The 17,357-nt window shown below is 63.1% G+C and carries 18 protein-coding genes; 6 read left to right on the top strand and 12 right to left on the bottom strand.

What is annotated here, in order from left to right:
- Nucleotides 1–4 precede the first annotated feature (4 nt).
- Both IE125_RS12955 and IE125_RS12960 read left to right on the top strand, forming a co-directional pair.
- A complete protein-coding gene (locus IE125_RS12955; RefSeq protein ID WP_229809116.1) occupies nt 5–607 on the top strand; it encodes an arylesterase in 603 nt (200 codons plus the stop codon).
- An 86-nt stretch (nt 608–693) separates the two neighbouring features.
- A complete protein-coding gene (locus tag IE125_RS12960; RefSeq protein WP_189445095.1) occupies nt 694–1,665 on the top strand; it encodes a zinc transporter ZntB in 972 nt (323 codons plus the stop codon).
- A gap of 201 nt (nt 1,666–1,866) precedes the next feature.
- On the opposite strand, the gene IE125_RS12965 is transcribed toward IE125_RS12960, so the two are convergent.
- Entirely contained in the window at nt 1,867–2,136 is a 270-nt protein-coding gene (locus IE125_RS12965) for an Rdx family protein (RefSeq protein ID WP_189445173.1), read from the bottom strand.
- Between the two features lie 151 nt (nt 2,137–2,287).
- Between IE125_RS12965 and IE125_RS12970 the strand changes: the two genes are divergently transcribed.
- The 4 genes from IE125_RS12970 to ettA all read left to right on the top strand — a co-directional run bounded on the left by IE125_RS12970 (nt 2,288) and on the right by ettA (nt 6,334).
- Entirely contained in the window at nt 2,288–3,607 is a 1,320-nt protein-coding gene (locus IE125_RS12970; protein WP_189445096.1) for an MFS transporter, read from the top strand.
- Between the two features lie 128 nt (nt 3,608–3,735).
- Entirely contained in the window at nt 3,736–4,176 is a 441-nt protein-coding gene (locus IE125_RS12975) for a PAS domain-containing protein (protein ID WP_229809094.1), read from the top strand.
- Nucleotides 4,177–4,322: 146 nt separating this feature from the next.
- On the top strand, nt 4,323–4,517 hold the full coding sequence (locus IE125_RS12980; RefSeq protein ID WP_373297419.1) for a PA3496 family putative envelope integrity protein: 195 nt from the start codon (nt 4,323–4,325) through the stop codon (nt 4,515–4,517).
- Between the two features lie 155 nt (nt 4,518–4,672).
- A complete protein-coding gene (gene ettA / locus IE125_RS12985) occupies nt 4,673–6,334 on the top strand; it encodes an energy-dependent translational throttle protein EttA (protein WP_189445098.1) in 1,662 nt (553 codons plus the stop codon).
- Nucleotides 6,335–6,423: 89 nt separating this feature from the next.
- On the opposite strand, the gene IE125_RS12990 is transcribed toward ettA, so the two are convergent.
- From IE125_RS12990 to ispF, 11 genes are all read right to left on the bottom strand, one after another.
- Nucleotides 6,424–6,582: a DUF1328 domain-containing protein gene (locus tag IE125_RS12990; RefSeq protein ID WP_035475241.1), complete on the bottom strand. Its 159-nt coding sequence runs from the start codon at nt 6,580–6,582 to the stop codon at nt 6,424–6,426.
- A 297-nt stretch (nt 6,583–6,879) separates the two neighbouring features.
- Nucleotides 6,880–7,794: an LpxL/LpxP family Kdo(2)-lipid IV(A) lauroyl/palmitoleoyl acyltransferase gene (lpxL, locus tag IE125_RS12995; protein WP_189445099.1), complete on the bottom strand. Its 915-nt coding sequence runs from the start codon at nt 7,792–7,794 to the stop codon at nt 6,880–6,882.
- 82 nt (nt 7,795–7,876) lie between these two features.
- Entirely contained in the window at nt 7,877–8,983 is a 1,107-nt protein-coding gene (alr, locus tag IE125_RS13000; protein WP_189445100.1) for an alanine racemase, read from the bottom strand.
- A 265-nt stretch (nt 8,984–9,248) separates the two neighbouring features.
- Nucleotides 9,249–10,724, bottom strand: coding sequence for a TolC family outer membrane protein (locus IE125_RS13005; RefSeq protein WP_189445101.1), 1,476 nt, complete (start codon nt 10,722–10,724; stop codon nt 9,249–9,251).
- Nucleotides 10,725–10,980: 256 nt separating this feature from the next.
- The gene (rpoS, locus tag IE125_RS13010; RefSeq protein ID WP_189445102.1) at nt 10,981–11,955 is read right to left on the bottom strand and encodes an RNA polymerase sigma factor RpoS; all 975 of its coding nucleotides are present in this window, start codon (nt 11,953–11,955) and stop codon (nt 10,981–10,983) included.
- A gap of 248 nt (nt 11,956–12,203) precedes the next feature.
- Nucleotides 12,204–13,337: a peptidoglycan DD-metalloendopeptidase family protein gene (locus IE125_RS13015; protein WP_189445103.1), complete on the bottom strand. Its 1,134-nt coding sequence runs from the start codon at nt 13,335–13,337 to the stop codon at nt 12,204–12,206.
- 48 nt (nt 13,338–13,385) lie between these two features.
- Nucleotides 13,386–14,309 (bottom strand): DUF368 domain-containing protein, encoded by a 924-nt coding sequence (locus IE125_RS13020; RefSeq protein ID WP_229809095.1) that lies wholly within the window; start codon nt 14,307–14,309, stop codon nt 13,386–13,388.
- A complete protein-coding gene (locus tag IE125_RS13025; protein WP_229809096.1) occupies nt 14,306–14,941 on the bottom strand; it encodes a protein-L-isoaspartate(D-aspartate) O-methyltransferase in 636 nt (211 codons plus the stop codon). The genes IE125_RS13020 and IE125_RS13025 overlap by 4 nt, the downstream gene beginning before the upstream one ends.
- 19 nt (nt 14,942–14,960) lie before the next feature.
- Nucleotides 14,961–15,713 carry a 5'/3'-nucleotidase SurE gene (gene surE / locus IE125_RS13030; RefSeq protein WP_189445105.1) on the bottom strand — a complete coding sequence of 251 codons (753 nt, stop codon included), beginning with the start codon at nt 15,711–15,713 and terminating at the stop codon, nt 14,961–14,963.
- A gap of 84 nt (nt 15,714–15,797) precedes the next feature.
- Nucleotides 15,798–16,805, bottom strand: a complete 1,008-nt coding sequence (truD, locus tag IE125_RS13035; protein ID WP_229809097.1) for a tRNA pseudouridine(13) synthase TruD — start codon at nt 16,803–16,805, stop codon at nt 15,798–15,800.
- Between the two features lie 58 nt (nt 16,806–16,863).
- Complete coding sequence (gene ispF / locus IE125_RS13040) at nt 16,864–17,355, bottom strand: 2-C-methyl-D-erythritol 2,4-cyclodiphosphate synthase (RefSeq protein ID WP_308430145.1); 492 nt, start codon at nt 17,353–17,355, stop codon at nt 16,864–16,866.
- Between the last annotated feature and the right edge of the window lie 2 nt (nt 17,356–17,357).

Consider the following 17,357-nt stretch of genomic DNA (forward strand, 5'->3'; position numbering starts at 1 on the left):
GCTGATGCTCTGCCTCGTCGCCCTGTCGACGATGCCGGGAGTCAGCCATGCCTCCACGGTACTGGTCATGGGGGACAGCCTGAGCGCGGCCTACGGTATCGATCCGGCAGCGGGATGGGTCAATCTGCTGAAAAAGCGACTGGGCAGCGAGGACGATGTCGTCAATGCCAGCATCAGCGGCGAAACGACGTCCGGCGGTTCCGCCCGCCTCCCCGACCTTCTCAGACAATACCATCCCGATATCGTTTTGCTGGAGCTCGGCGGCAACGATGGATTACGCGGACTCTCCCCCCAGCAGATGCAGGTCAATCTGGGCAAGATGATCGAGCGTAGCCAGAGCGCCAGTGCCCGAGTACTGCTGCTGGGAATCGAGGTGCCACCCAACTACGGTCCGGCTTACACCGATGCCTTTCGCGGCGTGTTCACGCAACTCGCGAGCGACTACGGTGTCCCGCTCGTGCCGTTTCTGCTGAAGGGCGTCGACCTCGACACCATGCTTCAGGATGACGGCATTCACCCGACGGCCGAGGCCCAGCCGATCATTCTCGAGACGGTCTGGTCGCGCCTGGAGCCCCTGCTCAATCAGCTTGACGACCAGCCGGGCTGAAGGCATCCGGCTGCCGACGTGCTACCTTCAAGCATTTGAAAAATAGTCCGTTAGTGAGCTTCGGATACGCCAGCAGGAGAATCGGAATGGAAGACGAAACGGCTCTGGTTGCCGCCTACGAACTCGACGGCAACGGTGGCGGCACCTTGTTGAGCGTGCGCCAGCTGCGCGAAGCCTGGAGCGATCCCGACAAGATGCTCTGGATGCATCTGGACTTTCGCCACGATGACGTCATGGAGTATCTCGAAGGCATCGCCGGTCTCGATGAAGCCCCGATCGAGGCGCTGCTCGAGGAGGACACCCGGCCGCGGGTCGCGAAATTCCGCAATGGCGCCGTCAGCGCCCTGCGCGGCATCAACCTCAACCCGGGAGCGGCACCCGAGGACCTGATCTCGCTGCGCATCTGGATCGCGCCGAAGCGCCTGATCACGCTGCGTCGGCGCCCGCTGCGCTCCGTCAGCGAGGTGCGCGAACGCATCGACAACGGCGAAGGCGCGCTGTCGATCCCGGATCTGCTGGCCTGGCTCGCCGAGCAGCTGGTCGACAAGGTCGGCGACATGTCCCACAAGCTCGACGACCGGCTCGGCGAGATGGAGGAGGATCAGATCAGCGACCGCGAAGTCGATCCCGACGATCTCTCGCGTGTTCGCCGTTCGCTGATCACGCTGCGCCGCTTCATGGGACCGCAGCGTGACTGTCTCGAGCAGATCGCCCAGGGCCCTGACTGGTTCGACGAAGATACCAAGGTCTCGATCCGCGAGACGGCCAACCAGCTCTCTCGCTACGTGGAAGACTTCCACGCCATGCAGGAACGGGCCCTGGTCCTGCAGGAGCAGCTGTTCAGCGAGCACAACGAGCGCATGAACCAGCGCATGTATATGCTGGCGATCGTGACCACCGTGTTCCTGCCGCTGAGCTTCTTGACCGGCCTGCTGGGCATCAATGTCGGCGGCATTCCCGGCGCCGACAGCCCCTATGGCTTTCTGATCTTTCTCGGCATCACGGCGGTCGTCGGCGGCTGGGTGATGTGGCTTCTGAAGCGCAAGCACTGGTGGTGACGCGAGCTGCGAGCTGCGAGCTGCGAGCTGCGAGCTGCGAGCTGCGAGCTGCGAGCTGCGAAAATCATTCTCGTCTCGCCGGTGGAGTTCGCAATCCCCGACTCGAAGCTGCTATCTACCGCGCCCCGCCACCGGCGCTGTCGTCGCTCGTCGCTGCTATCTACCGCGCCCCGATACCGGCGCTGTCGTCGCTCGTCGCTATTACCGATCGGTATGCCCGAGATCACGCCCGGGGTCGAGCCGGTCGCGGACGCGGCGCTTGAGCTCCTTGATATCGGGAAAGCCGCCGTCACGCTTGCGCTCCCACAGCGTCTCTTCGTCATAGAGCACTTCGAAATGACCGCCGTGGCTGGGCGCGAGGGCGACCTGCTCCAGATCTTCACCAAAGGTCTGCAAAAGCTCCTGAGCATACCAGCCGGCACGCAGCAGCCACTGGCATTGGGTGCAATAATGGATTCTCACGCTGGGCATGCGTCCCTCCGGTGGCTGAATGGTGATGACGTCGGTCATGATGCGCGTGAGGGCAGCCTCGCTCAAGCCGCAACGCCGGAATCCTCGACACGTAAGGCGTGTGCCTCGCGGCAGCTCGTAGCTAACAATCAACACACAGGGAATGCCATTCATGGCGAACAGGGATCTTTCGCTTTCACGACTCTTCGAGCGCCTGACCGGCGATGAAGACAGCCGGATGTGTCGCGACATTTCCGAACAAGCCTGCCAGGAACAGCCCGGCAACTTCTTCCGTCACCTGGTCGCGGCGCTCGGCAACAAGCTCGCCGACGAACTCTCCAACGCTCGCCTCATTCTGCCCTGGCTGATGGGCGCAATCGGCGCGCCGGTTTGGATGGTCGGCCTGCTGGTGCCGATTCGGGAAGCCGGTGCGCTGCTGCCGCAGCTGCTGATCGCCGGTCAGATTCGGCTGCGGGCGATCCGCAAGTGGGTCTGGGTCACCGGCGGCATCGCCCAGGCTATCGGCGCCGCCGTGCTGGCGCTGCTGGCGCTCTTCGGTCACGGCACCTGGGGCGGTGCGCTGGTACTGATCGCCCTGACCGGCCTGTCGCTCGGCCGCGGCCTCTCGTCGGTGGCCACCAAGGACGTGCTCGGCAAGACCATCGCCAAGCAGCGTCGCGGCACGCTGATGGGATGGAGCGCCAGCGCGGCAGGCGCGCTGACGCTGACCGTCGGCGTCATCCTGACAGCACTCGGCGATCAGCCGGGCAGTTGGGCCATTGCCATTCTCCTGGCCGCCGCCGCGCTCGGTTGGGCACTCAACGCCCTCTGCGCGGCGGCGATCAAGGAGTCGCCCGGTGCGACCGAAGGGGGCGCCAATGCCTGGGATAGCGTCAAGCAGGGGCTGTCCCTGCTGCGCCGAGATCGCCGTTTCCTCCACTTCAATCTGTCACGTGCCCTGTTGCTGTCGAGCGCACTCGCGCTCCCCTACCTCGCTCTGCTGGGGCAGCAGAACAGCGGTACGGATCTCGCCAGTCTCGGCATTCTCATCGTGACATCAGGTCTCGCCGGCATGATTGCCGGTCCGATCTGGGGGCGGCTGGCGGACCGTTCGAGCCGGCGGGTGATGCGAACCAGCGCCATCGGCGCCGCGATCTGCTGCCTGGCGGGCGCCGGCTGCATGTGGCTGCCCGAGGCATGGCGAACCAGTGTGTGGCCCTACGCCATCGTCTACGGTTTGCTGATGATCGCCCATGCGGGTATCCGCCTGGGCCGCAAGACCTACGTGGTCGATCTGGCCGACAGTGACACGCGCGCACTCTACGTCGCCTTTTCGAACACCTTCACCGGGGTCCTGATGCTTGCGCTCGGGCTGCTGCTGGGCGTCATGGCGCAGTGGCTGGGGAGCGCCCTGCTATTGCTCATACTGGCCCTGGTCGCACTGGCAGCGGCGTGGAGCTCTCATCGACTGGCCGAAGTGGAAGCGGACTAGGCAAGCCGTCATCAGCCTCGCTGATACGCGAGTGGCGTGCCTGTTAAGCGTTGTAATCCGGTGACGTCATGGCATCATGACCGCTTGTATCGTCCCTACAATCGTCGCAATCCCGCCTGGAGGCAAGGATGGCCAGTACCAGCAAACGTCCCCCCATGATCAGCCCTGCGCTGCTCGAACGCATCGTCAATGCATCCGATGACGGCATCGTCGTCGCCGAGCAGGAGGGCGACGAGAACATTCTGATCTACGTCAACGAAGGCTTCGAGCGCCTGACCGGCTACAGCATCGACGAGATTCTCTATCGGGATTGTCGCTTCCTGCAGAATGGCGACCGCGACCAGCCGGCGATCGATCGGGTGCGCACCGCGCTGCGCGAAGGGCGTCCGTGCCGGGAAGTGCTGCGCAACTACCGCAAGGACGGCAGCCAGTTCTGGAACGAACTCTCGATCACGCCGGTCTATGACGAGGAAGATCAACTCACCTACTTCGTGGGTGTCCAGAAGGACGTGACGGGACTGGTCGAGGCGCTCCAGGAACTCGAGACGCTGAAAGCCGACCCGGCCTGATCGAACGCGACGTTCACGGCCGCATCGGCATGGCGATGATGGCAGCGATAGTTATTTTTAACCGCTGACATCTTGTACTGGAGGTCATTCGGCGATATATAGCCCTCGAGCGTCACTGAGATGCCATGTCACGGGAGGGCTAAATGATGAGCCGTGAAGATTACGCCGAAGACCAAGATTTCGACGATGCCGTCAATGACGAGCAGTTCGAGCGTCCGCGCAGCAGCAAGGCCGACACGCTGCGCGCCCGTCGCCAGGTGGAAGCGCTACTCGAGGAGCGCCGCCTGAAGCGTGCCATCGAAGACGACTGGTACGCCGATTTTGGCGACGAGGAGGAGTAAACCTCACTCGCTTCCGCTGACCGAACGGGCGCTCATGCGCCCGTTCGCATTCCGGGAGTCACTCGTTTACTCTGCTGAAGCCAGTTTTATCCTCGCCTGCCTCAAGGTGAGCGATCATAGAAGACTCTTTCACCGCGACAGATAACCGGATTTCCATGGCGCAATACGTATTCACCATGAACCGGGTGGGCAAGGTCGTCCCCCCGAAACGCGAGATTCTCAAGGACATCTCGCTCTCCTTCTTCCCCGGCGCGAAGATCGGCGTGCTCGGTCTGAACGGCGCGGGCAAATCAACGCTGCTGCGCATCATGGCCGGCGTCGATACCGAGTACAACGGTGAAGCCCGGCCCATGCCGGGCATCAACATCGGCTACCTGCCGCAGGAGCCGGCGCTCGACGACGCCAAAAGCGTACGCGAGACCGTCGAAGAGGCGCTGGGCGAGGTCAAGAAGGCACAGGAGCAGCTCGAGGCCGTCTACGTCGCCTACGCCGAGCCGGACGCCGATTTCGACGCGCTGGCCGCCGAACAGGCGCGACTCGAGAACATCATCGAGGCCGCCGACGCCCACAATATCGAGCGCAAACTCGAGGTCGCCGCCGAAGCCCTGCGCCTCCCACCCTGGGATGCCACGGTCGGCAATCTTTCCGGCGGTGAACGCCGCCGCGTGGCGCTCTGCCGCCTGCTGCTGTCGAGCCCCGATATGCTGCTGCTCGACGAGCCGACCAACCACCTAGACGCGGAGTCGGTCGCCTGGCTCGAACGCTTCCTGCATGACTATCCGGGCACCGTCGTGGCGATCACCCACGATCGTTACTTTCTGGATAACGTGGCCGGCTGGATTCTCGAACTCGACCGCGGCCACGGCATCCCATTCGAAGGCAACTACTCGCAGTGGCTGGAATCCAAGGAGAAGCGACTCGCGCAGGAGGCCAAGGCCGAAGCGGGACGTCAGCGCGCGATCAAGCAGGAACTCGACTGGGTCCGCCAGAACCCCAAGGGTCGCCAGGCCAAGAGCAAGGCGCGCCTCAATCGCTTCGATGAATTGCAGTCCGGTGATTATCAGAAGCGCAACGAGACCAACGAGATCTACATTCCGCCCGGGCCGCGTCTCGGTGACAAGGTCGTCGAATTTCATGACGTCGCCAAACGCTTCGATGACAAGCTGCTGTTCGACAATCTGTCGTTCCAGATCCCGGCGGGCGCGATCGTCGGCATCGTCGGCGGCAACGGCGCCGGCAAGTCGACGCTGTTCAAGTTGATCTCCGGCAAGGAGCAGCCCGACAGCGGCGAGGTGTTACTCGGCGAGACGGTCGATATCGCCTACGTCGAGCAGCTACGCGATCACTTCGACAACAGTCAGACCGTATGGCAAGCCGTATCCGATGGCCATGACATGCTGAGCATCAACGGCTATGAAGTCTCGTCGCGGGCCTACGTCGGTCGCTTCAACTTCAAGGGCACGGATCAGCAGAAGCGTCTGAGCGAGCTGTCGGGCGGCGAGCGTGGACGCCTGCAGCTGGCGCAGACGCTGAAACAGGGCGCCAACGTGCTGCTGCTGGACGAACCCTCCAACGACCTCGATATCGAAACGCTGCGCGCACTGGAAGAGGCGCTGCTGGCCTTCCCGGGCTGTGCGCTGGTGATTTCCCACGATCGCTGGTTCCTGGACCGCATCGCCACGCATATTCTGGCCTACGAGGGCGACTCCAACGTCGTGCTGTTCGAAGGCAACTACACGGATTATGAAGCGGATTACCACAAGCGGGTGGGCAGCGACACGCCCAAGCGAATGAAGTACAAGCGTATCGACGCCTGATTTCGGCTATCTCCAACGGCATCACCAACGCAAGACGCCCGGCTTCAAAGCCGGGCGTCTTGCGTTGGCGTGACACGCTTCGACTGGTGTCAGCGACCGCGTCCGCGAATCAGCGATACCACGAAGAGGATGAGGAAGATGACGAACAGAACCTTGGCGATCGTCGCGGCGATACCGGCAACGCCACCGAAGCCGAGAACCCCGGCGATGATGGCGACGATGAGAAAAATCACGGCGTAGCTGAGCATGGCGTTCTACTTCCTGTGCTGGCCTTCAAGATTTGCCGGGCCAATATCGCTACAGGCCCTTTCGGCAACCGAGTCCCGCAATCCTTGGGGACAGCCTAAGCCTTGTCCTAGAACGGCTTCCCGTCAAGTTTGACGCAGTGCCGGCGGGCGTTGGCGATGAATCACACCTCTGTCCGGGGCGCGATGCCTGGTCGACGCCGGTGATACCCGGCGTCGATCAGCGACCTGCAAGTTGTCATCCCCGAAACGTCATCGGCATGATCCCGTCGCGAACGTGCGAATCGGGCCAGGCCGGGATCAGTAGAACTTGGCCTCGCCCGGTGGTCGGGTCTTGAAGCGTCGGTGCAGCCACAGATACTGCTCCGGGTGGCGGCGGATCGCCTGCTCGATGAACGCATTGACCTGGCTGGCGTCGGCGACGTCATCCCCGCTCGGAAAGTTTTCCAGCGCCGGCAGATATTCGAGCGTGTAAGTCCGATTGTCAGGATTGCGGTGAAACATCAGCGGCATGACGGGGGCACCGGTCATGCGTGCGATCTTGGCCGTCAACTTGATCGACGCCGCCTCGACGCCGAAGAACGGCGCGAACACGCTCGCCTCGCGTCCAAAATCCTGATCGGGCGAGTACCACACCGCGTGGCCTGATTTGATTCGACGCACCACACCACGCAGATCGTGGCGGTCGATCGCCGCGCCGAAGATGCCGCGGCGTGCTTTCGTCATGAACTCCTCGAACACGGGATTGTCATGCGGTCGATAGACGACATCGGCGGGAAAGAACAGCGAATGGAGCGCGCCGCCAAGATCGAGCGTCGAGAAGTGGATGCCGATGATCAGCGCCCCCTTTCCCTGTGCCATCGCCCGCTCCATGTGTTCGACACCACGAAATACGACGCGATGCCGCAGATGTTCAGGATCTCGACACCACCCGGTCGCCGTCTCGAGAATGCCGATGCCGTTGGCAACGAAGGTCCGCCGAACGAGATCGGCACGCGCTTCTTCGCCGAGCTCGGGAAAACAGAGACGGAAGTTGGTCTCCGTGATATGGCGCCGACGCTTGGCGAAACGCCAGCTGAGCAGACCGATCGCCTTGCCCAGGGCAAGCTTCAGCCGCCACGGCAGAAAGGCGCCGAGGCGCATCAGCGTGATGGCAAACCACGTACCCCAGTAACGCGGATGCGCGTGATTGGCGGGATAGACTTTTTTGGCCATGAATCTTCCGATGATCCGAATCGTGGCGCCATTCTAGCGAATACACTGCCCTATTTGGCGAAAACGCGGCCTGCGTCAGGCGCTACTCGAGAAAGCGTCTCGGCACTCGCGGCAGCACGCCGGTCAGCAGCGTGTAGCCGATGGTATCGCAGTGCGTGGCGACCTCGTCGACCGACAGCACGCTGCCGGTCGACGAACGCCCCCACAGCACGACTTCGCTGCCCACTTTCGCGGCGGGAAGATGTGAAATATCGACCGTCAGCATATCCATCGATACACGCCCGGCGAGCGGCGCACGGACACCATCGACCAATACCGGCGTACCGTCGACGGCATGGCGATCGTAGCCATCGCCGTAGCCGGCCGCGACGATACCGATTCGCGAAGGCCCTGCGGTACGAAAACGCCCACCGTAGCCGACCGGCTCGTCCGCCTCTAGTGTCTGCACCGCGATCAGCCGCGAACGCAGTGTCATCACCGGGTCGAGAGACACGCCGACGGGGAGTGCCCCATCGAGCGGATTGCTGCCATACAGCATGACACCCGGCCGGTTCCACGCCGCGTGCGTTGCCGGTCGGGCCAACGTTGCCGGGGAATTGGCAACGCAGATCCGGCACCCGAGCCGGTCTCGCACCTGCTCGATCGTCGACCACTGCGCGGCAAACTGAACCGAACGGGCCTGGTCGGCGCTGGCAAAGTGGCTGATCAAATGCAGGCCTTCGGTGGCGACCTGGGTCCCGGCGGCCGCGAGCCGCTCCCAGCGCACGACGAACGCCTCCGGCGTAAAGCCGAGGCGATGCATGCCGGAGTCGAGCTTCAACCAGACGGTCAGCGGCCGTGCGGGCCGATACGCCAGCAGTGCCTCGAGCTGCCAATCGCTGTGAACGACCTGCCAGAGATCGAGCATCTCGACCCGCGCCAGCTCACCGGCATCGAAAATCCCTTCGAGCAGCAGAATTGGCTGCGAGATGCCGGCATCACGAAGCGCTATCGCCTCCTCGAGCGAGGCGACGCCGAACGCAGGCGCTCCCGCTTCGGCCAGCGCCCGGGCGCAGTTCGCCGCGCCGTGACCGTAGGCGTCGGCCTTGATGACCGCCATATTGGCGCTCGTAGGCGCCAGTTCACTTGCCACGCGGTAATTGTGGCGCAGGGCTTTGAGGTCGATATCGGCGACGAGCGGGCGCGCCATGGCATATTCCTTTCCGCGAACAGAACAACGGGCACGCACCTCTGGCGACGACGACAGGCGTTCGTGCCGTTTGCGCTTCCCGGGGCAATCTTACCGCGTCGAACGGCACCCGGCATCGTTGCACCGGGTCGTCAGCGGTGACAGATCGCAAAAAACGCCGAGAGCGGTTCTTGACGCCGCAGGTGGCCCGAAGGGTGGCCGCCATGGTTGGCTGGCAACGAAAACGCCGCTGACGAGGCAGCGGCGTTGCTGGAGCGAGATACGTTCAGGGCGTGGTCGGCGGCTTGGGCCGTTCGCCGATGTCATCCATCGCGGGGGTGCCGGTGCCGCGATCGTCGGCCAGCGTCAGAGAGACTCGCTTGGTGTCGCGCAGCCACTGGTTGGTACCCCGAATCACGTCCAGGTTCAGCACGCCGGTCTGCTGGCGAAGCTGGAGCAGGTCCGTGACATAGGTGTAACGCGCATCGGCATAATCCGAGATCGCCTCGTAGAGCGATTGCTCCGCATCCAGTACGTCGACGATGTTACGCGTGCCGACCTGGTAGCCGGCGCGAGTCGCTTCCAGCGCGCTGCGATTGGAGACGATCGCCTCCTGCTGGGCGTTGACCGATTCGACATCGTTGGCGACCTGAGTGAAGAGCGAGCGCACCTGCTGGGTGGTGTAGCGCCGCTGATCCTCGAAGTCGTACTGGGATGCCTCGAGAGAATAGGTATTCTCTTTGACCGAGGCGCTGGTGGAGCCGCCGGTATAGATCGGCAGGCTCGCCTGAACGCCGACTTCGACATTCTCGTTGTGGCCCTTGAGCTCGTCGCGATCATTGTCCGAATAGGCGTAATCCGCATAAGCATCGAGGGTCGGCAGATGGCCGGCCTTGGCGATATCGACGCCGGACTTGGCCAGCTCGACGGCCGCCTGCGAGTACTGGATCGACGGGCTGCTCTGCAGCGCCAGGGTGACCCAGTCGCTACGTTTGGCCGGTACCGGCGGCTTGATCGGCAGATCGTCGGCAAGCCCTTCGATGCTCTCGTAGTGCTGACCGGTCAGACGCTCGAGCGCTTCAAAGCTGACCTGGAGGTCGTTTCTGGCCGAGATGAGCGATGCGCGGGCCGAATCGTAGGAGGCCTGCGCTTCGTTGACATCGGTGATCGCGACAATGCCGACGTTGAACTGCTCTTTCGCTTGCTCCAACTGACGGCCGATGGCTTTCTCCTGCGCCTGGCTGGCGTCGAGAATTTCCTTGTTGCGCAGGATATCGAAGTACGCCTCGGACACATCGTAGAGAAGCTGCTGCTGGTCGATCTCGAGCTGCAGTGCCTGCTGACCGACCTGCTTCTTGCTCTGCTCGTACTCGTACCAGTTGGTTGCATCGAACAGTGCCTGGGTCACGTTCACACCAAGACTGGTCCCATTGTAATCCTCGCCCGAGGAGGTCGAGCTGCTGGAACCTCCGGCTTCCGACACGGCAGAATTCGAATAGCTCTGGCTCTCCAGCGTGTTATACCGATAGGCGCTGCCGGTGGCGCTGATCTGCGGCAGCAGGTCGCCACGCTCGACATCCTGCCCGGCTTCGGTGCTACGGAAGGTCGAACGCGAAGAGTTCAAGGTCGCCGAGTGCTCCAGCGCGTCTTGAGTGATGGTCAGCAGATCCGCCGCGTGAACCGCGGGCGCGAAGGACGCCGCGATCACGAGAGAAACGGCGTACCGCAGGGGAGAGCGCGACGGCGAGGTGAGAGGCGACATCGAAACGGTTCCTATCGTCGAGGCCCGAGCGCGCAACAACGCACTCTGACGCTCAATAATGACGGTTCTGGGCAGACTCGAACACGGTGGACGCCAAGGTCTCGCGAGTCTGTACAACGAACGGACGAGGCGCCAGCCATCCCGCTGACGCCCCGTCTCGAGGTTTACATACAATGCCGCATGTATGCGACCGGATCAATAGTCGCGGCAAGCGCTCAGACGTATTTGCACCGTCTTCTCGCCATCTGGTGCGGGGTCATTCGAAGATGGAGTCCATCGACAGCCCCTGCTTTTCGAGCATCCGACGCAGCTTCTTCAACGCTTCCACCTGAATCTGGCGAACGCGCTCACGTGTCAGCCCAATCTCTTCGCCGACCTCTTCGAGCGTCGCCGCTTCATGGCCACGCAGCCCGAAGCGACGCACGACCACTTCACGCTGCTTTTCGCTCAGTTCGATCAGCCACTCGTCAACGTGCTGCTTGACGTCGTCATCGACAAGATTGGACTCGGGCCCGTCTTCATTCTCATCCGCCAGCGTATCGATCAGCGGCTTGTCACTCTCGCCCCCCATCGGATAGTCGACGGAGGAGACGCGCTCGTTGAGCCCCAGCATCTTCTTGACCGTACCGACCGGCTTGTCGAGATGCTCGGCGATCTCTTCGGCCGTGGCTTCGTGATCGAGCTTCTGGGTCAGTTCTCGCGCCGCGCGCAGATAGATATTGAGTTCCTTGACCACATGGATCGGCAGCCGGATCGTGCGGGTCTGATTCATCAGTGCCCGTTCGATGGTCTGGCGAATCCACCAGGTCGCGTAGGTCGAGAAACGGAAACCGCGCTCCGGGTCAAACTTCTCGACCGCGCGAATCAGCCCGAGGTTGCCCTCCTCGATCAGATCGAGCAACGTCAATCCGCGGTTCAAGTAGCGTCGGGCGATCTTGACCACCAGGCGCAGGTTGGACTCGATCATTCTTTGCCGGCCCGCCGGATCTCCCTTCTGGGCCAGGCGGCCGAAGTGCACTTCTTCTTGCGGTGTCAAAAGCGGCGAGAAGCCGATCTCGTTAAGATAGATCTGCGTTGCATCGAGGCTGTGGTGATAGTGATTTTCCTCACGGCTCAACGCCTTTTCAAAAGCGCTTTCTTCATCCTTGCGATCCGTGTCGTCGTTGTCCGCGTCTGCGGTAGCGACGCCTTCGAGCTCAACATCCTGAATATCCCGTTCAAGCATGCTCATGTCCACTTCCCCAATATTGGCTACCTGAGTACCTCGCCATGGGGCGGCACCGCACCATGGCGACCGCGTCTTCCTTTCTCTCTGTTTTGGACTTTCCCTAGCTATCGAGAGGCGCCGTTGCCTCGTCGGTTTCCGCCCCTCTGTCGCGTCCGACACCCCATGACGTTACGTCGAGGGTCGGCGGCGTGGATGCAGAAACCGACGAAAAATTCGCCTCTCTCATCAGCGGTATGAAGCGCCGAATCTCGTCAGCGCGAAGGCAGGTATTGTAGTGGGTCCTTGGGCTGGCCGTTCACGCGGACCTCGAAGTGTAGCTCGACCTGGTCAGCATCCGTCTGCCCCATGGTGGCTATCGTCTCTCCGGCCTCAACGACGTCGTTCTCCTTCACTTTCAACGTGTCGTTGTGTGCGTAAGCGCTCAAGTAGCGATCGTTGTGCTTGAGGATGATCAGGTTGCCATAACCTCGAACACCGTCGCCGGCATACACCACAATCCCTGGTCCGGCTGCTTTGACAGGTTGCCCCTTTTGCCCGGCAATATCAATGCCGGGGGTAATGTTGGAATCGTCATCGAAACGACCGATCAGCTGACCTTCGGCAGGCCACTGCCACGGCACGTTCTCGACTGGCTTGTAGGTGCGATCGGAACGATCCGGGGCCCCGCTCGGTTCGCCGGCAACCTCCGTTCCTGCGTCTGCACCGGAGGCCGTTTTCGTGCTGTTCGAAGTCGGTTTCGAGGCCGAACCGGCGCTGGCACCCGATGGGTTCGCAGCGGGTTGGGAAGCACCGCCCGTAGAAGCCATTGAAGCCGAAGAAGATGACGATGCCGTGTCAGTGCGTCCGCTGGCGCCATCACCCTGAGACGGATTCTGGTTCTGGCCCTGATTCTGGGTATAGACCGGGCCGGGCGTGGTACCGCTCGCCTTCGATGCTCCCTGCCCCGCGCCGGACGCGTTGCCCTGCCCGCTCTGGGACGGCAGTAACCACGAAGGGTTCTCGCCATCACCGGCTGTGGCCTGATTGCTGCCGGACGCTCCTAGAGCAGTAGCCTGAACGCCGCTGCCCGTGCCGCGAGAAGCGAGATTCTGACCGCCGCTGACGGTCGCCCCCTGCCGCAGTTTGAGCTGCTGACCCGGTTCCAGTCGATAAGGTGGAGAAATGCCGTTGAGCTGGGCCAGATCACGGAAGTCGACCCGGTTCTGCCAGGCGATGCCGTAGATGGTATCGCCACTCTTGACGGTGTAGGTATCGCTCTGCTGGGCGTTGCGGCTTACCGAGAGATCCTGCACCTGTGGCTGACCGCTCGAGGTGGTGCAGGCGCTGAGCCCGATAGCGACCATCGGCAACAGACCCACCAGCAGGGCATTACGACGCTTGTTCATGACAAAATTCCTTTTTCGAAGCAACAGGCGCGGAGCGCCACCGACGACTCAATCGGCGCTGTGGCCCTTGCGCTCCCCGAGGCACATTACCACTACCACACCCACGATGATCAATGCCGTCGCGGCGAGCCAGTGCGACGGCTGGCCGGTCACGGCGGTGTAATCGGCGGGCATCAGGTAACGGTAGGCCAACGCGACCGGATGACCCGCCGCATCCATGCGATAACTCGACATCTGGCGCCACGGCCACAGCTGCGGCAAGGAGCCGAGAATGAAGCCGACGATCGCCATCAGCGTCAGTGCATGATGGTGACGCAGCAGCCAGGAGAGCACGCGGGAGAAGGTAAAAAGCCCCACCACGCAGCCGGCCCCGAAGATCGCGATCAGGCCGATGTCGAAGCTTTTGATACCCGACATGACCGTCCCGTAGAGCCCCATCACCAGCAGCAGAAAACTGCCCGAGACGCCCGGCAGTAGCATCGCGCTGATGGCGATGGCACCGGCCACAAACAGCATGGCATTCCCCGCCTGACTCATGTCGGGCAGCAGCTGCGGCAGATAGGCCGCCACCAGAAGCCCCAGCAGCACGGGCAGCAGATAGCGCCAGCGCCAGTGGCCGACCTGGCGCATCACCACCCAGGCCGAGGCCAGTACCAGACCGAAAAAGAACGCGTTGAGCAGCAGCTCGTGGCTGGCCATCAGCCAGGTCACCAGGTGGGCAATCGTGACCAGACTAATACCGATACCCAGCACCAGCGGTATCAGAAACCGCAGATTGAGATAGCCGATCAGCGCCTGTGTTCCGCGATCCTTCCACACACCGATGGCTTTGGGGCCGAAGCGCTTGATCGTTTCGATCAACTCTTCGTAGATGCCGACGATCAGCGCGATGGTACCGCCCGAGACCCCTGGAACGGCATCAGCCGCTCCCATACCCATCCCCTTGAGAACCGTGGTGACGATGCGTTTCAACGAATGACTCCTTCCAGTAGCGGTACGAAACGCACCTCTTCCAATCTTTGTCGGTCGAAAACCGGCCCGCGACGGCGGATTCGCGTCAACCACTGGCGGCCATCGGCATCGGCCAGCGGCGCGATCAGCACGCCACCGTCTCGCAGCTGCGAAAGCAGCGTCTGAGGCAGCTCACTGGCGCAGGCCGTCAGCAGAATGACGTCGAAAGGCGCCGCCTGCGGCCAACCCAGCCCACCATCGGCGTGACGCAGATTGACGTTACCCACACCGAGCCGGGAGAGCCGTTGGCGAGCCCGCTGGGACAGCACCGCAATCCGCTCGACGCTCCAGACGGCGTTGACCAGGCGCGCCAGAACCAGCGTCTGGTAGCCTGAGCCGGTCCCGACTTCCAGCACTCGACGGGGCTCGGCCTGACACACCAGCTCGCTCATGCGTGCGACGATCCACGGCTGGGACAGCGTTTGCCCCAGCCCCAGCGGCAGCGACGTATCTTCATACGCTCGGTGAGCCAGCGCCTCGTCGAGGAAGAGATGACGCGGTTCCGCGGCCATCACCTCCAGCACGGCCGGGTGACGAATTCCGTTCGCGGTCAGTCGTTCGACCATGCGATTGCGGGTTCGTTGCGACGTCATGCCGACGCCACTGAGTTCTTCAGGCGTATGACAGTCCATCCAGCCAACCCTGTACGTCGTTCACCGTTTCATGACGGGTCAAATCGGTCTGCAGCGGCGTGATCGACACGTAACCCGCCTCGATCGCCGCGAAGTCGGTGTCAGGGCCATCATCGGCGTTTTCCGACACCGAGGCGATCCAGTACCGGTCGCGTCCACGCGGGTCCTTGACCTTGATCGGCTGCGAGGCGGGCCCGCGATAGCCGAGTCGCGTCACGCGGAAACCGCGGATCTCGCGCCACGGCAAATCGGGCACGTTGACGTTGAGCAGGCTTCGCGGCGGCAGCGACAGCGTCTCTGCGGCACCGACCAGACTCGAGGCCACTCGCCCGGCCGTCTCGAAATAACGCTGCCCGCAGAGCGAGATCGCGATGGCCGCCATCCCAAGATTGCGCCCCTCCATCGCCGCCGCCACGGTACCGGAATAGAGCACGTCGTCGCCGAGATTGCCGCCGTGATTGATCCCCGAAATGACCAGATCGGGTTTCTCGTCCCACACGCCATTGACGCCGAGATAGACGCAGTCGGCCGGCGTGCCGTCAACGCTGTAGAAGCCGTTGTCGAGCGACGTCAACGCGAGTGGACGCGTCAGCGTCAGCGAATTGCTGGCGCCGCTCATGTCGCGGTCCGGCGCCACGATGCGCAGGCGTGAATGATTTTCCAGCGCGCTGGCCAGTGCCTTCAGGCCAGGCGCATGCACTCCATCATCGTTGGACAGCAGCAGTCTACGCATCGTCTCTTCCTCGCTCTGAAATCTGTCGACAGGTGAGCCGAGATCGTTGGAGAGGCGCCCGTGATGGCACTCACGATCGACGCCTCAAATCAGTGTCGGGTGGCAAAACAGCTCACGCAGCACCGCCGTGGCGAAAGCGCCCCTGGGCAGAGTGAACTCGAGCCAGACCGAGCCCGCCTCTGCTGGCGTCCATGTCGCCTGCTGCAGCATGACACGCAGCGCTCTTCGATTCTGCCGCGTCCCGGTCGCCACGATGCCCTCGCTCAGCACCGGATGCGCATCGGCAACCGAGCGCTCCCGTTCGGCAACCGCCAGATCGCTCTGGAGCTCGCCGGCGCCCCACATCGGCCCGGTGGGATGAACGTCGCCCGATGCCGCCCGGGCCAGCGTCTCGACATCGACTGCTGTCACCGAGAACCGGCTCGCGGTTCCCTCCAGGTTGAGCACGTCACCGGGCAGCGGCCGGCCCCAGCTGCCATCCTCGACCCTTGCCGCCAGCACGGCATTGAACAGGTAGCTGCGCGCGCTGGAAAGCAGCAGCCCCTGAGGATCTTGCCGCTTGCGCCAACCACGCGCCAGCAGTGACAGCGCGCGGTGCAGATTGCGGCCATCCGGGCCGAATCGCTGAGGGCCGAAATAATTGGGCACGCCCGATGCGACCAGCGTCTCCCAACGTTCACGCGTTTGTGTAGCCTGCGCAGCCTCTCCGGCGATCCGCAGCCGAAAGCGGTTGCCGCGATGTACGCCGCGCTTAAGCTTGCGCGGGTGACGAATCGCCTCCAGGCAGCGCACGCCGCGTTCGGCAAGATTCGCGTCCCAGCCGTCGGGCAACGCTCTACCCGGCAATGCCAGCGAGAACCACTGGCGGGTCACCGCGTCGCGGTCCTTGAGACCGCTGAAACCGACATCCCGCGCAGCCACCCCGGCCGACGCTGCCAGAAGCCGTGCGACTTCGGCCGTGTTGATGCCACGCTTCTCGATCCACACCCAGAGATGTTCGCCCGCCCCTTCCGGAGCAAAATCGAACTGCTCCTCGACCTGAAAGTCCTCGGGCGTTAGCCGGTACTCACCGTCTAGCTCGGGCGGCGCCAAGGCGAACGGCCAGGCCGGGGGCCACGTCACAGGGGCGGACGAAAACGACGAGTCGGCGTCACGCATCCGTGGCCGCTGACGTCGAAATCAGCAGGACGACCGCCTCGGCGGCGATCCCTTCACCACGACCGGTGAAGCCGAGGCGTTCGGTCGTGGTCGCCTTGACGTTGACATCGCCGAGCGGCGCGCCGAGATCGGCCGCAAGGCTCTCGCGCATCGCCGGAACCCAGTCTGCCATCTTCGGCGCTTGCGCCATCACCGTGGCATCGAGGTTGCCGACACGGTAACCGGCATCATCGATCAGCTTCACGACATGGCGCAGCAGCTCGCGACTGTCGACGCCGTTCCACTCGGGGTCGGTGTCCGGAAAATGATGGCCAATATCGCCCAGCGCCACGGCGCCCAGCAGCGCGTCGCTGATCGCATGCAGCAGCACGTCGCCATCCGAGTGGGCGACGAACCCTCGATCGAACGGCAGACGGACGCCGCCGATCATCAGATGATCGCCCGGGCCGAAGCGGTGAACGTCAAAGCCGTGGCCGATTCTGATCG

The sequence above is a fragment of the Salinicola rhizosphaerae genome (assembly GCF_014652715.1).
In the GTDB taxonomy this organism is placed as follows: Bacteria; Pseudomonadota; Gammaproteobacteria; order Pseudomonadales; family Halomonadaceae; genus Salinicola; species Salinicola rhizosphaerae.

Excerpts from the sequence above, each read along its gene's own strand:
- IE125_RS12955 (WP_229809116.1), top strand. The coding sequence starts at position 5 with ATGCTCTGCCTCGTCGCCCTGTCGACGATGCCGGGAGTCAGCCATGCC.
- IE125_RS12960 (WP_189445095.1), top strand. The coding sequence starts at position 694 with ATGGAAGACGAAACGGCTCTGGTTGCCGCCTACGAACTCGACGGCAAC.
- IE125_RS12965 (WP_189445173.1), bottom strand. The coding sequence starts at position 2,136 with ATGCCCAGCGTGAGAATCCATTATTGCACCCAATGCCAGTGGCTGCTG.
- IE125_RS12970 (WP_189445096.1), top strand. The coding sequence starts at position 2,288 with ATGGCGAACAGGGATCTTTCGCTTTCACGACTCTTCGAGCGCCTGACC.
- IE125_RS12975 (WP_229809094.1), top strand. The coding sequence starts at position 3,736 with ATGGCCAGTACCAGCAAACGTCCCCCCATGATCAGCCCTGCGCTGCTC.
- IE125_RS12980 (WP_373297419.1), top strand. The coding sequence starts at position 4,323 with ATGAGCCGTGAAGATTACGCCGAAGACCAAGATTTCGACGATGCCGTC.
- ettA (WP_189445098.1), top strand. The coding sequence starts at position 4,673 with ATGGCGCAATACGTATTCACCATGAACCGGGTGGGCAAGGTCGTCCCC.
- IE125_RS12990 (WP_035475241.1), bottom strand. The coding sequence starts at position 6,582 with ATGCTCAGCTACGCCGTGATTTTTCTCATCGTCGCCATCATCGCCGGG.
- lpxL (WP_189445099.1), bottom strand. The coding sequence starts at position 7,794 with ATGGCCAAAAAAGTCTATCCCGCCAATCACGCGCATCCGCGTTACTGG.
- alr (WP_189445100.1), bottom strand. The coding sequence starts at position 8,983 with ATGGCGCGCCCGCTCGTCGCCGATATCGACCTCAAAGCCCTGCGCCAC.
- IE125_RS13005 (WP_189445101.1), bottom strand. The coding sequence starts at position 10,724 with ATGTCGCCTCTCACCTCGCCGTCGCGCTCTCCCCTGCGGTACGCCGTT.
- rpoS (WP_189445102.1), bottom strand. The coding sequence starts at position 11,955 with ATGAGCATGCTTGAACGGGATATTCAGGATGTTGAGCTCGAAGGCGTC.
- IE125_RS13015 (WP_189445103.1), bottom strand. The coding sequence starts at position 13,337 with ATGAACAAGCGTCGTAATGCCCTGCTGGTGGGTCTGTTGCCGATGGTC.
- IE125_RS13025 (WP_229809096.1), bottom strand. The coding sequence starts at position 14,941 with ATGACGTCGCAACGAACCCGCAATCGCATGGTCGAACGACTGACCGCG.
- surE (WP_189445105.1), bottom strand. The coding sequence starts at position 15,713 with ATGCGTAGACTGCTGCTGTCCAACGATGATGGAGTGCATGCGCCTGGC.